Annotated in this window: 15 protein-coding genes; 6 read left to right on the top strand and 9 right to left on the bottom strand. The window is 68.5% G+C overall.

Translation table 11 applies throughout. From position 1 onward, the window contains the following. Positions 1-26 precede the first annotated feature (26 nt). From ACIPSA_RS31080 to ACIPSA_RS31065, 4 genes are all read right to left on the bottom strand, one after another. The gene (locus ACIPSA_RS31080; protein ID WP_402640270.1) at positions 27-920 is read right to left on the bottom strand and encodes a 3-hydroxyacyl-CoA dehydrogenase; all 894 of its coding nucleotides are present in this window, start codon (positions 918-920) and stop codon (positions 27-29) included. Beyond that, positions 917-1,906, bottom strand: coding sequence for a 3-hydroxyacyl-CoA dehydrogenase NAD-binding domain-containing protein (locus ACIPSA_RS31075; protein WP_402640268.1), 990 nt, complete (start codon positions 1,904-1,906; stop codon positions 917-919). Before ACIPSA_RS31075 ends, ACIPSA_RS31080 begins: the two co-directional genes overlap by 4 nt. Before the next feature lie 272 nt (positions 1,907-2,178). Further along, a complete protein-coding gene (locus ACIPSA_RS31070) occupies positions 2,179-3,411 on the bottom strand; it encodes a CaiB/BaiF CoA transferase family protein (protein WP_402640267.1) in 1,233 nt (410 codons plus the stop codon). Between the two features lie 5 nt (positions 3,412-3,416). Next, on the bottom strand, positions 3,417-4,643 hold the full coding sequence (locus ACIPSA_RS31065) for an acyl-CoA dehydrogenase family protein (RefSeq protein WP_402640265.1): 1,227 nt from the start codon (positions 4,641-4,643) through the stop codon (positions 3,417-3,419). 535 nt (positions 4,644-5,178) lie between these two features. On the opposite strand from ACIPSA_RS31065, the gene ACIPSA_RS31060 reads away from it, so the two are divergent. Next, a complete protein-coding gene (locus ACIPSA_RS31060) occupies positions 5,179-5,712 on the top strand; it encodes an NUDIX domain-containing protein (RefSeq protein WP_402640263.1) in 534 nt (177 codons plus the stop codon). Positions 5,713-5,939: 227 nt separating this feature from the next. Here ACIPSA_RS31060 and ACIPSA_RS31055 read toward each other — a convergent pair whose 3' ends face one another. Together ACIPSA_RS31055 and ACIPSA_RS31050 are read right to left on the bottom strand one after the other, a co-directional pair. After that, a complete protein-coding gene (locus ACIPSA_RS31055) occupies positions 5,940-6,353 on the bottom strand; it encodes an SRPBCC family protein (RefSeq protein WP_402640261.1) in 414 nt (137 codons plus the stop codon). Positions 6,354-6,484: 131 nt separating this feature from the next. Next, positions 6,485-7,090, bottom strand: a complete 606-nt coding sequence (locus ACIPSA_RS31050) for a flavodoxin family protein (RefSeq protein ID WP_402640259.1) — start codon at positions 7,088-7,090, stop codon at positions 6,485-6,487. Positions 7,091-7,183: 93 nt separating this feature from the next. Here ACIPSA_RS31050 and ACIPSA_RS31045 point away from each other — a divergent pair, with 93 nt between their 5' ends. Next, complete coding sequence (locus tag ACIPSA_RS31045; protein WP_402640257.1) at positions 7,184-7,594, top strand: winged helix-turn-helix transcriptional regulator; 411 nt, start codon at positions 7,184-7,186, stop codon at positions 7,592-7,594. Between the two features lie 365 nt (positions 7,595-7,959). Here the strand turns inward: ACIPSA_RS31045 and ACIPSA_RS31040 are convergent, their stop codons facing one another. From ACIPSA_RS31040 to ACIPSA_RS31030, 3 genes are all read right to left on the bottom strand, one after another. Further along, entirely contained in the window at positions 7,960-8,547 is a 588-nt protein-coding gene (locus ACIPSA_RS31040; protein ID WP_402640255.1) for a TetR/AcrR family transcriptional regulator, read from the bottom strand. Positions 8,548-8,687: 140 nt separating this feature from the next. Then, the gene (locus tag ACIPSA_RS31035) at positions 8,688-9,134 is read right to left on the bottom strand and encodes a nitroreductase family deazaflavin-dependent oxidoreductase (RefSeq protein WP_402640253.1); all 447 of its coding nucleotides are present in this window, start codon (positions 9,132-9,134) and stop codon (positions 8,688-8,690) included. Positions 9,135-9,376: 242 nt separating this feature from the next. Then, positions 9,377-10,213 (bottom strand): GlxA family transcriptional regulator, encoded by an 837-nt coding sequence (locus tag ACIPSA_RS31030; protein ID WP_402640251.1) that lies wholly within the window; start codon positions 10,211-10,213, stop codon positions 9,377-9,379. Positions 10,214-10,406: 193 nt separating this feature from the next. Here ACIPSA_RS31030 and ACIPSA_RS31025 point away from each other — a divergent pair, with 193 nt between their 5' ends. From ACIPSA_RS31025 to ACIPSA_RS31010, 4 genes are all read left to right on the top strand, one after another. After that, a complete protein-coding gene (locus ACIPSA_RS31025) occupies positions 10,407-11,210 on the top strand; it encodes an alpha/beta fold hydrolase (RefSeq protein WP_402640249.1) in 804 nt (267 codons plus the stop codon). Between the two features lie 125 nt (positions 11,211-11,335). Then, a complete protein-coding gene (locus tag ACIPSA_RS31020) occupies positions 11,336-12,379 on the top strand; it encodes an SgcJ/EcaC family oxidoreductase (RefSeq protein WP_402640247.1) in 1,044 nt (347 codons plus the stop codon). A gap of 182 nt (positions 12,380-12,561) precedes the next feature. Continuing rightward, positions 12,562-13,239, top strand: a complete 678-nt coding sequence (locus tag ACIPSA_RS31015; RefSeq protein ID WP_402640245.1) for an alpha/beta hydrolase — start codon at positions 12,562-12,564, stop codon at positions 13,237-13,239. Between the two features lie 408 nt (positions 13,240-13,647). After that, positions 13,648-14,325 (top strand): response regulator transcription factor, encoded by a 678-nt coding sequence (locus ACIPSA_RS31010; RefSeq protein WP_402640243.1) that lies wholly within the window; start codon positions 13,648-13,650, stop codon positions 14,323-14,325. Positions 14,326-14,343 lie beyond the last annotated feature (18 nt).

The raw sequence follows: 14,343 nt of genomic DNA, 5'->3' as shown, positions 1-14,343 counted from the left end.
GCCCAGGGACCGACCTGGACCGTTGTTCAGGCCGACAGCACGGCCCGGGCGATGCCGGTGAGGTTGCCTTGCAGGATGAGGATCTCCCTGGGGTTCGATCCGTCGAGACCGGCCGCGTAGACGTTGCCGGCCAGGTCGGTCACGTACATGCTGTCCCCGTCCGGATCGAGGGCGATGCCGATGCCTTCCATGAGGTGGGTCACCAGGATCTCCGGGGTTCGCTGCCCCTCGGGTGGGTCCATCGGTGAGCGGTTCACGGTGTTGCCCTGCGGTGGATCCCCGCGGTCCGTCCAGTACAGCATGCGCTCCGTGAGGTCGAGTTCCAGGTCGATCGGCTCCGGCAGTCCGTCGAACAGCACCTCGATGTCGCCGCGGCTGTCCGGGTTCTCTCCGGCGGGAAGGTCGAGTCCGGCACGCAGGATCTTTCCGAGTCCCGCGTCGCTCGGGCCCTTCTGAGTCCAGTAGAGGTGTCGGCCGACCGGGTCGACAGTGACTCCCACGCACCATCTGGTCTCGTCGCGGCGGTCGTCCGCTCCCTGTCCCGTCTGCACGAGGGTCTCGATGTTCGAGCCGTCGAGGTCGCAGCGCATCACGCGCATGCCTTCGCGATCGCCCCAGTACAGCTTCCGGCCCGTGGCGTCGAAGTGGAGCTGTTTCGGCGTGTGCGTGGCGCCGCTGGGGACGATCGTGGTGCGGTCGTCCCCGTCGAGTCCGGCGCGTTCGATCGAGCCGTCGTTCTCCGGCGGCAGGCCCATGTTGGTCCAGTAGATGTGTCCGGCCGCGGCATCGACGGCAATGCCGTCGGGGATCCTGCATCCGGTGACGAGGACCTTCTTGTCGGTGCCGTCGGGGTTCACGGAGAACAGACGACCGCCGCTGCTGGCCTCCAGAACGAAAAGTCTTTCCTGGTGCTGCGTCACGATCCCTCCTTCACCGGGCGATCGGCCGCGGGACTCGGCGGGCCGGACGGGTCGTGCTGTGCGCGCACCCTCAGCAGGGCCGAGAGCATCGCGTCGCGCCGGGCGGCCAGTTCGTCGACCGAGTGGCCGTCGGCCTCCTCCAGGACGCCGGCCTCGATCTTCTGCTTGAGTTCGGGCGTGAACTCGGGGGTGCCCAGTTCGTGCCAGGACGCGACCATCCGGGGCATGAGGGTGTCCATGAAGTGCTGGATGCCGCCCTCGCCTCCGCCGAGATGCCACAGCAGATGGGGGCCCATGACGCCCCATCTGAGCCCGGGCCCCCAGGACACCGCGTCGTCGGAGTCCGCCACGTCGAGCACTCCCTCTTGGACCAGGTACACGACCTCGCGGTACAGCGCGGCCTGGATCCGGTTGGCGACGTGCCCGGGGAGCTCCTTCTTGAGGTGGATCGGCTTCTTGCCGATCGCGGCGTAGAACGACATCGCGTCCTGGACCGTCTCCGGGGCGGTCCTCGTCCCGCCGACGACCTCGACCAGCGGGACGATGTGCGGCGGGTTGAAGGGATGACCGATGACGGTGCGCTCCGGACGCCGGCACTCGGCCTGGATGATGCTCATCGTGATGCCCGACGAACTGGACGCGATGATGGCGTCGGGCGGCGTGGCGTCGTCGATGTCGGTGAACAGCTTGACCTTGAGGTCCGGTCGCTCCGGCGCGTTCTCCTGTACGAAGTCGGCGTCGGCGACGGCCCGCCGCAGGTCCGGGGTGAAGCTCAGACGCTCGGGGGAGGCGTCGGGCGCGAGCCCGGTCGAGGCCGCCGCGTCCCAGGCGGCCTGCACGTACGACCGCAGGGCCGTCTCCGCGGTGGGGGAGGGGTCGGTCGCCGTGACGTCGAAGCCGCGGACGAGATAGTGCGTCGCCCAGCTGGCACCGATCGTGCCGGTCCCGACGATGGCCACGCGGCGGACGGGTTTGTGCGCGTTCATGGCTGGTCACTGCTCCTGAAAGTCGGACACGGACTGTGAGGGAGGGAAGCGGCCGACGCGACCGGCACCAGCGGCCGTGCCGGACGGGGCGCGCTTCTCAGCGAACGCCCGGACGGCGATGGCGCTACAGGGCACCTGGGGAGGCCCGGAAAAGGGCGTCCTCCGAGGCGATCGACTGGTCCCAAGCCCGCGCCGAACACCCTGCCCGCGCCCGTCCAGCACACCGCCACAGCGCTCGTGGAGCACCGCCTCGGCCGCTACGGACGCCCTGCTCATCGTGGCGTCTCCGCTTCCGGCGGGCCGGGAATCACTCCCTGGGCGCGCAGCTCCGCGATCTCGTCGGGGCCGAAACCCAGCTCGGCGAGGATCTCGGCGTTGTGCTCGCCCAGATCCGGGGCCCGCTTCGCCGGCACCTTCGGCACCCCGCGGAGGTTGACCGGGCTGCTGATGGTTTCCTCCAGCCCGTCGACCCCTTCCAGCGGCACGACGATGTCGTTCGCGCGCAGCTGTGGGTCCCGCGCGGTCTCCTCCGGCGTCTGGATGAGGCTGTAGGTGACGCGTTCCCGGCCCAAGGTGTCCTTCCAGTGGGCGAAGGGCCGCGAGCGGAACTCGGCGTCGAGCAGCTCGGTCAGCGCGGCGGAGTTCCTGACGAAGCCCTCGATGTCCGCGAAACGAGGATCCTCGAGCAGCTCGGGATGCCCGATGGCCCGCGCCAGTCCCGGCCAGTGCGGAGGGGAGGCGACGAGCATGAACCACTCGTCGTCCGCGGTCCGGTAGGGGTTGATCAGCGGGTTCGCGGGCGCCTTCCGGTCGTGCAACTCGAACGGAGTGCCGCCCGCGAGCGCGCCGGACACGAGCGTTCCCGTGGCCCATACGCCCGCGGCGAGCAGCGACGTCCCGACGCTGGCCCCCTGTCCGGTCCGCTCGCGGCGGTACAGGGCGGTGACGATCGCCGCGTAGATCGCGATCGCCGACATGTAGTCGCCGCTGCCCCAGACCGGCACCGTCGGCGGCGCTCCCGCGTCCCGGGTGGAGGCCAGCAGCCCGCTGCGCGACCAGTAGGCGGTCAGGTCGAAGCCCGGCTGCGCGGCGTCGGGGCCGGCATCGCCGAAGCCGGTGATGTCGGCGTAGACGACCTTCGGGTTCCAGCCCGAGACCTCGTCGTAGCCCAGGTGCAGCCTCTCACGAGTGCCGTGCGGGAAGTTGGTGATCACCACGTCTGCCCACTGGACGAGGCGCTTGAGGACCTCGGTGGCCGCCGGCGCCTTCAGGTCGATGACCATGCCGCGCTTGTTGCGGTTGGTGAGGTGCCAGCCGTAGTTGGCCTGCGCCCGGGGGCTGGGCGGTACCGAGCTCAGCCGCCGCTGTGGGTCGCCCGGTCCCGGTGGCTCGATCTTGATGACGTCCGCTCCGAAGTCGGAGAGCACGGTGGCTGCGGCCGGCCCCGCGATGAAGCTCGACGCATCGACGACCCTCAGGCCGGTGAATACGGATTCCGTGGTCATCGTCATCACCTCACGAAGGCGCTCAGTCCGCCAGTCACGGCACGGCCGACGATGAGGGTCTGGATCTCCCGTGTGCCCTCGTACGAGTAGAGGGCCTCCGCGTCGGCGACGAAGCGGCCGACCTTGTAGTCGAGGACGATGCCGTTGCCGGCCAGGAGTTCCCGCGCCCACCCGACGTTCTCGCGCATCCGCACGGTGCAATAGGCCTTCGCCAGCGCGGACTGCTCGTCCCGGAACACCCCGGCGTCCTGCAACTGGGCCAGGCGCGTCACCATCCCGCACGAGGCCGTGGCGTTGCCGAGCATCTTCACCAGCAGGTCCTGCACGAGTTGAAAGCCCCCGATCGGGCGCCCGAACTGCTCGCGCTCCTTTGCGTACTGCAGGGCGATCTCGTAGGCGCCGAACATCACGCCCACCGCCTGCCACGCCACCCCGCTGCGCGTCTGGCGCAGGATCTTGGCGGTGTCCTTGAAGGAATTCGCGTTCTGCAGCCGGTTGGCCTCCGGGACCCGGCAGCCGTCGAGCACGATGTCGGCGTTCTGCACGATTCGCAGCGCCATCTTGTTCTCGATCTTCGTCGCGGTGAACCCGGGGGTGTCCTTCTCCACGACGAAGCCCAGCACATGCTGCGTCTCGACATCGCGGGCCCAGACGACGACCAGGTCGGCGAACGTCGCGTTGCCGATCCACCGCTTGGCTCCGTCGAGGATCCATTCGTCGCCGTCGCGCCGCGCGGTCGTCCGCAGGCCGCCGGCCACGTCCGAGCCGCCGTGCGGCTCGGTCAACGCGAAGGCGCCGATCTTCTCGAAGCGGCTCATCGCCGGCAGCCATCGCCGCTTCTGTTCGTCGGAACCACAGGTGAGGATGGTGCCCATGGCCAGGCCCGTGTGCACGCCGGTGAACGTCGCCAAGGACGCGTCGGCGTGCCCGAACTCCAGGGCGACGAAGCCCGCGAGGAGGTTGCTCGGCCTGGATTCCGAGGAGTCCGGGTGGGCCCAGTCCACCAGGCCGAGCCTGCCGAATCCCTCGATCAGCTGGAACGGGAACTCGGCCCGGGCCCAGTAGTCGTCCACGATCGGGGCGGCCTGCGTACGCAGGAAGTCGCGGACGGTCTCGATCTTCTCCCGCTCCTTGTCCGACAGCAGTTCCTCGTAGGAGTAGAAGTCGGCGGGCAACAGCCCTTTGTCCAGATAGGGACCGGACGGTGTCGGCAAGGTTGTTGGGCCGCTCATGGCAATCTCCCTCAAGCGCTGCGGGCATGGCCCGGAGATCCGCGCCCATATGCGCTGTGCGATCCCGGCATTTCGGTACTCGGACGTGATTAAACGCATATCCGGAACCGGTCCCCCGGACCTGCGCCCCCCGGAGGGGCCGTGTCGCCAAGGACCACCCCACTGGCCCGTTGCCGCCGGTCAGGGAGAGTGAGGCAGGCCCGTGTCGGACTCGAGCAGATGCGGTTGCCGGGAACCCCGCAGCCCGACGGCGAGGATCAGCACACCATTCCGGCTGAACCGGCTGTGTGGCTGCGGCGTCGGCGGCGGCGCGAGATGATCCAGTGTGCGGTCGGCCGCCGACTGCGATACGGCGAAGAGGCGGCCGGCTGTCGCAGCGTCAGGTTCGTACGCCGGTACACGGTCACGGGCAGCATAAAGCCCTCCAGCGGGCAGGCTGCATGGAACTGCACTTGTGGCCCACGCGGCCGGAGTTGGCCTCTCAACACCGGTTCGTCCCTGCGCGAGAGTCAGAGGTGGCTGCGATCGTTGGCTCATGGATGAGTGGGTTGAACAGGTCGACGAACAGGACCAGGTATCTGCGGTGGTGCTCCGGGGTGAGGCCGTCCGTCGGGGCTGGCTGCACCGCGTCGCCGTGACGTTGTGCCGCGATCCTGATGGGCGGATCCTCGTGCACCGAAGGTCGGGGCGGGTGTCCCGCTTCCCTCACCACTACGAGGTCGTGGTCGGCGGAGCCGTCGCTGTGGGCGAGTCATATGAGGGTGCCGCTGTCCGAGAGTTGGCGGAGGAGCTCGGTGTCCGAGTGTCCGTCCGCCATGTGACCAAATTCCTGAATCGGAGTGGCCTCAGTCCTCACTGGCTCGGCATCCACGAAGCGGTCATCCCAGTCGAAGTCAGGCCCGATGGTGACGAGGTCGTGTGGCACGACTGGCTGACAGAGAGCGAACTGTTTGTCTTTATGGAGCGACATCCGTTCACCCCGGACAGCGGTGAAGTCCTTGACCGGTATCGCGCTGCCATCCGCCCGGGGCCGCAGGTCACCAGGTCGACGGCCCAGGAGGATCGGTGACGGCTCGTCCAGAAGGGCGCGGGTCCTGGGCGAGCCGCGGTCACCGCAGTTGCTGTGGTGGCCGCGGCGCAATCCCGCCTTGCGGGGCCGCACGGCGGTGATCGGGCCCCTTGAGGGTCGCCCCCGACCGTAGGCGCGTTGCGCAGCCGTCGCATGGTGAGGCGTCGGAGCCGACAACGGATGCCGAGGCATGAAAACCCGGTCCGGCTGGACGAGTCAGGTGCCCTTCATGCGCCGAGTTCCGCCGCGATTCTGTCGAGGCATGCCTGGTAGAAGCCCACCAGGGCTGTCATGGCGTCTTCTTCGGTGACTCCCGGCGCCGGCTCGAACCGGGCGGCCCAGCCGATCTCGGACCGGTCCGCATCGAGCGCTGTCACCGAGATGCGAGCGGTGAAGTCCCGGACCGGCACCGGCCCGGGGTCGTTGAAGCGGTAGTGGTGGAAGAGCGGACCCTCTTCCAGAAGCCTTTCGACGAGCCGCCCGCCGTCGTGCATCGTGATGGTGCGGGTCTGCTGGTCGTCGTCCTTCAGGACGCCGGCGACGCCGGGCATCCATTTCTCCACGGCGTAGAAGTCGCCGATGAGATCCCACACCTTGGCGGCGGGGGCGTCGTAATGCTGATTCAGGCTGAAGGCCGTCATGCGGTCATTCCTCACGGGGTGTGCAACGGGGGTAGGGCCCGCGTCTGGTGGTGGGGCGCGGTGCACCCGTGATCCGCGGACGTCCCCACGTGCCAGTGGCGGTGCGGGATGCGGGGGCGCCGTGACGGGTGTTATCGCTGAGCGAGGGAGTGCCTGCCCGCAATGTGGATGTCGGCCTGGCGGGTGACTCGGGCTCCGAGGTGTTCGGCGGTGGCGATGTCGGCGGGGTGGACGGTGTCGATGCCGCCGTCCTGGGGAGTCGAGGCGCCGGCGCCGATCCAGAAGCCGAGGCGGTTGAGGTCGTCTTCGGCTGCGGTGAGGGCGTTCCAGCCGGGGGGCAGGCCGAGGCCGACCCAGATCATGTGGTGCTGGGCGGCGAGAGCGGCCATGAAGTTGAGGGAGTTGAGCTTGTCGCCGCTCTTGGAGGCGGAGTTGGTGAATCCGGCGGCGATCTTGTCGGCCCAGGCGCTGGTGAGGTAGCGGCGGCTGGTCGCTTCGGCGAAGGCGTGGAAGGCGGAGGAGGCGCCGCCCATGTAGGTGGGGGAGCCGAAGATGATGGCGTCGGCGTCGTCGAGCCGCTGCCAGTCCTCGTCGGTGATGGTGTCCACCGGGATGTAGGCGACCTCGGCTCCGGCCTTTTCCGCCCCCCGCTTGACGGCTTCGGCCAGTACCGCCGTGTGTCCGTAGCCGGAGTGGAAGGCGATGGCGACCAGGGGGCGCTTGATGGGTTCGGTCATGGCTTGCTCCTTGAGTAGGTCAGGACTCCAATCTAGATCTGACCTCCAAAAGAGGTCAACCCCCCCTGGGGGTGCTGGTGTACCCTGAGGGGTATGTCACAACAAGAGCAGTCGCCGATCGGGCTCGACCCGGAGCGGCCGATGGACATCCTCGACGCGGCCTGCCCCAGCCGTGACGTCTTCGTGGATCTGGCCGACAAGTGGGCTCTGCTGATGCTGCTGAGCCTGCGGGAGCGCGGTGTCCAGCGGTTCTCCGAGCTGCAGCGCTCCATCGGAGGGATCAGCCGCAAGATGTTCTCGCAGACCCTGCGGACCCTGGAGCGCGACGGGCTCGTCGCCAGGACGGTGGATCCCAAGGCCACACCGCCTCTGGTCCTGTACGGGCTCACCGACCTCGGCAGTGAAATCGCCGAGGAAACCCGCGTCCTGTGCACCTGGACCCACACCCGCGCCGCCCAGGTCTATGCGGCGCGCGCCGCCTATGACCAGCGCACCGCCGACTGACTGTCGCCCGCCGGCATGAGCTACGGTGCCCCGATGTGACGCACCACTGACACCGTTTCCTCATGGTGCGCCCGTCGGGGTGTGTGAGGGCGGGGTCGTGCTGGGCACTTTGCCGGACCCGGAGTCCCAGCTGTCCGCGGACCACCCGCAGGGCTTCGCGGACCTCTCGCAGGGTTTCGCGGACCACTCGCAGGGTGAAGCGCGCCGGATGGAATGTCCTGGGTGGGGAGGTCAGGTGTGTCCGGCGCGTGACGGCGGGTCCTCCGGGCGCAGTCCTTGGTGAGGAGCAGCCGGCAGCGGGTCTCGTCGCGCAGCATTCGCGTGTACGCGGCGGCCGTAAGGGAAGCGAAGCCTGCGCTGCAACCTCAGGAGCGCTTCGTCAGTGCCGCGTCGATCAGGACGGAAGCTGCCACCCGGGTGGTCGCACCTGCCGAGGGGTCGCGGTCCATCCGTGCGGACAGTCCCCCTCCGTCGTACAGGAGGTGGAGCTGGCGGGCGAGTGCTTCGGGGTCCGCGGCGCCGGCGTCCCGGGCGAGGTCGGTGAACAGGGCTCGGATCCATGCGCGGTAGGCGTCCGAGGCCTCCTCGATGGCGCTGCCGTGCTTTGCCTCCGCGCTGGCCGCCACGAAGGCGCAGCCGTGGAAGTCCGGCTCCGTGAACTGCTCGCCCTGTGACTCGAAGACAGCCAGGAGTCGCTCACGTGGGTTGTCGGCGCGGTTGACGGCGCGCAGGAGCCGTCCGGTCATATCGGCTTGGCGTGAATCGAGATACGCGCGGATCAGCTGTTCCTTGCCGCCGAAGGTGTTGTACAGGGATGCTTTGGCGACCCCGGCGTGCTCGATGATCCGGTCGATCCCGACCGTCTGCACGCCCTCGGCGTAGAACAGTTCGTCCGCGGCGGAGAGCAGTCGCTCCCGCGCCGTCGGGGCTTTCGCACTTCGCGTCTTGGTCATGCCGGCCACCTTCTCGACAGGTACGCCCAGTCTACTGCTGGCCAGACCGGTCTACTCAATCGCCGATACCAGGTCGAGCAGGCCGGTCATGGGAGGGGCTTCGTTGCGTGGAGGGCGGCGGCGGGGGCGGGCGTCGGTGCTCAGCTCTCGTCAGGGGCCGGTTCGAGGAGGAAGAGGGGGATCTCCCGGTTGGCCTTGGCCCGGTAGTCGACGAAGTCCGGGTAGGCGGCATCCGCGCGCTTCCACCACTCGGCCTTCTCCTCGCCCCGCAACTCGCGCGCGATCATGTCCCTCCTGACCGCGCGGTCCTGCACCTCGACGAGGGGGTGGGAGACCACGTTGTAGTACCAGGACGGATGCTCGTGCGCGCCGCCGTTGGAGGCGGCCACCGCGTACGAGCCGTCGCGTTCCACGCGCATGAGCGGCATCTTGCGGATCTTGCCCGACCTGACTCCCTTGGTCGTGAGGATGATCACCGGCCGGTCCAGGAAGGTGCCGCCTTCCTTTCCGTCCGTCGCCTCGTATTGCGCGACCTGACCGCGTACCCAGTCGGTTGCGCTCGGTTCGTACTCGCCGTGTAGGGGCATTGCTCGTTCTCCTGGAGGTTGTCGTGCTGCACGGAGCCGGAGGTGATCGGCGGCCGGAGGTCGTCTCCGGAATGAGTAGACCTGTCTGTCTGCTCGATGCGGTACAGCACCGTAGACAGGTCTGTCTATTTCCGTCAAGGCGAGGGGGGAGGCTATGCGGTCCACGAGGCGCGCCCCGCGCCCAGCCGCATGACGGCTCGCCGCTGCCCAGGGCAGGGGGCGTCGAGGTCCGCTTCCGCGGATCAGGCGGCGCTGGGGTCGCGGAAGGTGCGCCGGTAGGCGGTGGGGGTCGTGCCGAGGGCGTCGCGGAAGCGGGCGCGGAGGTTGGTGCTGCTGCCCAGGCCACTTTGAGCGGCGATCTGTTCGATGGTGAGGGTGGTGACCTCCAGAAGTTCCCGGGCGTGGTTGACGCGGGCGGTGAGCAGCCACTGGTGGGGGGTGATACCGGTTTCCTGGCGCCACATGCGGACCAGGGTGCGAGTGGAGACGCGGGCGTGGTGGGCGAGAACGTCGAGCGTGAGGGCCTGGTCGAGGTGGCGCAAGGCCCACTCGCGCGTGTCGGCGAGGGTGTAGGCGGTGGGCTCGGGCAAGGACTGGGCGATGAACTGGACCTGGCCCCCGTCGCGGTGCGGTGCGGCGACCAGTTCGCGGGCGATCTCGTTGGCGACGGCCGCACCGAGGTCCTTGCGGACCATGTAGAGGCACAGGTCGATGCCGGCGGTCACGCCGACGGAGGTCAGCAGGGGGCCGTCGTCGATGTAGAGGACGTTACGGTCCACCCGCAGGTGGGGGTAGAGCCTTTCGAGGTCGTCGGCGCTGGCCCAGTGCGTGGTCACCGTACGGCCGTTGAGGAGCCCGGCCGCGGCGAGTGTGAAGCCGCCGGTGCAGATGGCCGCGATGCGCGCACCCCGGCTGGCGGCCAGTCGCAGGGCTGCGGTGACCTCGGGTGCCGGTGGCCGCTGGTAGTCCGCGTAGCCGGGCACGATGATCGTGTGCGCCCCGGCCAGTGCCGGCAGCCCGGCCGTGGCGCCGACAGTGAACCCGGTGCTGGTCGTAACGCTGCCGCGGCCGCGCCGCACACCGTCAGGTCGTACGGGGTATTGGGCCGCGGGTTGAAGATCTGCGTGGGGATTGGCAAACGAGCCACTTGTTGATCAAGAAGAGGTCGAGCGACGATCCAGTCATGAGCAGGACGGCCCCATTGCCGCGGCTCACGCCGGCACCGGCCGCAGGAGCGCGGCTCTGCCTCGGCCCACGCAAGGACAGTCTGTTGTGACCACACACACCCCGATCGGCCGGTACTTCGATGTACAGGACGGGTATGTCTACGCCCATGCCCGCGAGGGTGACGGCCCGGCCCTGATCTTCCTCCACTACTGGGGCGGCTCCCACCGCACCTGGCGGCCGGTCGTCGAACGCCTCAAGCCCACGCAGGCCTTCGTCTCCCACGACCACCGTGGCTGGGGCGAGTCGACTGCCGTGCCCGGCCCGTTCGGCACAGAGCAACTCGCTGACGACGCTCAGCAGGTCATCGATCAGTTCGGCTACGACGAGTATGTCGTCGTCGGCCACTCCATGGGCGGAAAGGTTGCCCAGGTCCTCGCCTCCCGACGCCCAGCCGGGCTGCGGGGCGTGGTGCTCGTGGCGCCCGCGCCGCCGGCCCCGGTCGGCGTGACGCCGGAGTTCCAGCAAGCGTTGTCGCACGCCTACGACAACGAGGAGAGCATCGGCCAGAGCATCGACCACGTGCTGACCAACGGCGGCCTCAGCGACGAGATGCGCCGTCAGGTCCTCGAGGACAGTTCCCGGGCCGGTGAACCGGCGCGCTCGGCCTGGCCGCAGCGGGCGCTGGTGGAGGACTTCTCCGACACGGTCGGCATGATCGACGTTCCCGTTCTGGTACTCGTCGGCAGCCACGACAAGGTCGACCCGCCGCAGGTACTCCGCGAACACCTGCTCCCCCTGATCCCCAGCGCCACCCTCACCGAACTGGGGGGTTCCGGCCACCTGTCGCCCCTGGAGGCGCCGGACCAGGTCGCTCACCACATCAGTGAGTTCCTGCGGACGAGGGCCTGAACGGCAGCTGCTCACCATTTCTCCAATTGCCCTGCCCGGGGGCGCCGGTTCGGCTCGCGCATCCCGGCGGCCACCCAGATGCGATCGCGCCCGATCAGGGAAATCCGACGAAAGAGAGACACACCATGACCGACGCACACCCGCCCGTCTTCAGCCGGCTCGCTCTGCCCGGCTCGGAGATCGCCCGAGAGGCATTCGCGTTCACCGCGCGCGCCACACCCGAGTTCATCCTCAACCACAGCATCCGCAGCTACGTGTTCGCCCGCGCCCACGCCGCACACCGCGGCCTGCGGCCAGGCTCGGACTACGACGACGAACTCATCTTCCTCAGCTGCGTCCTGCACGACGTCGGGCTGAGCGAGGAAGGCAACGGCGACCATCGTTTCGAGGTCGACGGGGCCGACACGGCGGCAGCCTTCCTGCGGGAACACGGAGTCGACGAAGGACGCGTCGAGATCGCCTGGGACGCCATCGCCCTGCACACATCCGACGGCATCGCCGAACGGAAGGGTCCCGAAGTGGCCATGACCCAGGCGGGCATCCTCACCGACATCCTCGGCTTAGGCCGCGAGAGTCTCCCCGACGGCCTCGCCGACGAAACACACCTCCTGCTTCCGCGCGCGGACCTGGGATATGGGCTCACCGAAGCCGTCCTCAACCAGGTCAAGGCCAAGCCCCAGAAGGCCGGCCCGATCACCTTTCCCGGCCAGTTGCTGCGCCGGCATCTGCCGTACGGCGCCTACCCCGACTGGTACGACCGGCTTGCCTCGGCCGGCTGGGGCGACAGACCCATCGGCACCGGCGGTCGACGGCGTGCTGAAACACCCGAGGCGGTGGCGACCCTGTTCATGGAGTACCTCCAGGCCGGAGACCTTGAGGGCCTGGTGTCGCTCTACGAGCCGAACGCCCACTTCGTTCCCGAACCGGGCCGTCACGTTGTCGGCACAGAGGCCATCCGCCATGCCCTGCGGCAGCTGATCGACAGCGGTGCCCAGTTGAAGCTGGAGCTGCGCGACATCCGTGTGGTCGACGATGTCGCCCTGGTGTCCAACACCGCCACGCTCACCGGACCCACGCCGGAACCGGTCGTCTCCAACACCAGCGAGATCCTGCGGCGGCAGCCCGACGGCGGCTGGGTGCACGTCGTGGACGATCCCTTCTTCAGCTGACAGACCGCTGCTCCGTGTGCAGCGCTCGGACAGGTTCCGGGCCGGGGATGTCTACCTCGACGCGTCGCACGGCTCACGCTGCGACGTAGCCGGCCGCGGCAAAGGCGATCGGCTTCCTCACCCGTTCATGTGATGCGGCGCCGTCACCCGGTCATGGTCGACTGGACTCGTACACCCGGTCAATGAAAGAGGACGATGAGATGTCTGTGCATGTGATCGTGTTGCCCGGAGGCGGCTATGTGCAGCATGCCGCGCACGAGGCCGAGCCGGTCGTCGGATGGCTCCGAGGATTGGGCTTGGAAGCGAGCGTCTTCCGGTATCCGCTCAACGTGCGCCATCCGGCGCCTCTCGAGGCGCTTCAAACCGAGATCCGGCGCCTACGGGACAAGGGGGCCGACACGATCGGGGTCGTGGGCTTCTCGGCCGGTGGGCACCTCGCGGGTCTGGCAGCCCTGGCTCCGAACGCCGACGAGCGGACATCGGTTCAGTTCGCTGTGCTCGGCTATGCCATCACCTCGATGGAGACCGAGACATACCGGCCTTCGCAGCTCGTCCTGTTGGGCGAGGACGCATCCCCAGAGCTGCGTCGTTCGACCTCGCTCGACGCATTGGTGACTCCAGCGGCTCCTCCGTTCTTCATGTGGCACACGGCGGAGGATCCCTACGTTCCGCCTGAGCACACCTATCGCCTCGCCGCGGCCTTGGCCGCCGACAATGTGCCCCACGCGGTGCACGTCTACCCGCACGGCCCCCACAGCCTAGGACTCGCCCAGGGAGCGGGAGAGGCATCGACATGGACACACTTCGCCGCGTCCTGGATCGCCGAACAGATCGGTGCTCCCACGCATCACGGAGCTTGATCCCCACCAGCGCCGGCCACCCTGACGTGGGGCGCGCCGCTTCCGTCGCCCACTGCGCCCGTCGAACTCCAACCTCGCGCAGTGCCTGTTGTACGGACAGCATGGACGGCCTGATGCCGATGTCGTGGTAGAGCTGCCATGCCCGGTCGAGTCGGGCGATCCCTGTCGGCCCTGGGGTCCTGGCTCAGACACCAGCCGCAAAGCAGGCACGAGGTAGCAGCGGGTCACCGTTTCCCAGCCCCGGCGCACCGATTGCAGAGCGCTCGACATCGATTCGGCTCGGCCGAGGGGCGATGGATCGCTGCGGAACGGGAGTCCAGATACTCGTTCCCGGCGGCTGAAGGGCCGCTGAACGTCCTGAAGATCCTCTTCAGCGCCTGGTACGACCGGTGAGGCAAGGTAGACGGCATGCGTGTGCTGCTGATGGACGACGACGCCCGACTCGTGGAGCTGCTCCAACAGGGTCTTCGAGCCGAGGGTTTTGCGGTTGACGCTGCGAGTGACGGCCTTGACGGTCTCGCCAAGGCGGCAGCCGACAACTATGACGTGATCATTCTCGATGTCATGATGCCCGGCCTGAACGGCTACAAGGTCTGCGCCCACTTGCGGTCGGTCGGCGACAACACCCCGATCCTGATGCTGACAGCGAAAGACGGTGAATACGACGAAGCCGAGGGCCTGGAGACCGGTGCCGACGACTACCTCACGAAGCCCTTCTCCTTCGTCGTCCTCACCGCACGGCTGCATGCCCTGATGCGCCGCGCACGCCCCGAACGGCAGGTCGTCCAGCACTTCGGTGACCTGGAGATCGACACTGGCGCCCGCCGCTGCCGCCGCGCAGGCACGGACATCGCTCTCACCGCCCGCGAGTTCGATGTCCTGGCGCTGCTCGCGGCAACCCCGGACGTCGCTGTCAGCAAGGCGTCCATCCTCGAACGAGTCTGGGACAGAGAGTACGAGGGCGGTCCGAACATTGTGGAGGTCTACGTCAGTGCTCTTCGCCGGAAAATCGACCGCCCCTTCGGCCGGGCCAGTATCGAAACCGTGCCCGGCGGGGCCTACCGGCTCCGTTCCGACGGAGCCTGACCGCGGCCGCCGCCCGCG

The organism is Streptomyces sp. NPDC086549, assembly GCF_044746205.1.
Taxonomy (GTDB): Bacteria; Actinomycetota; Actinomycetes; order Streptomycetales; family Streptomycetaceae; genus Streptomyces.
This window is presented reverse-complemented; position numbering and strand designations above follow the sequence as displayed.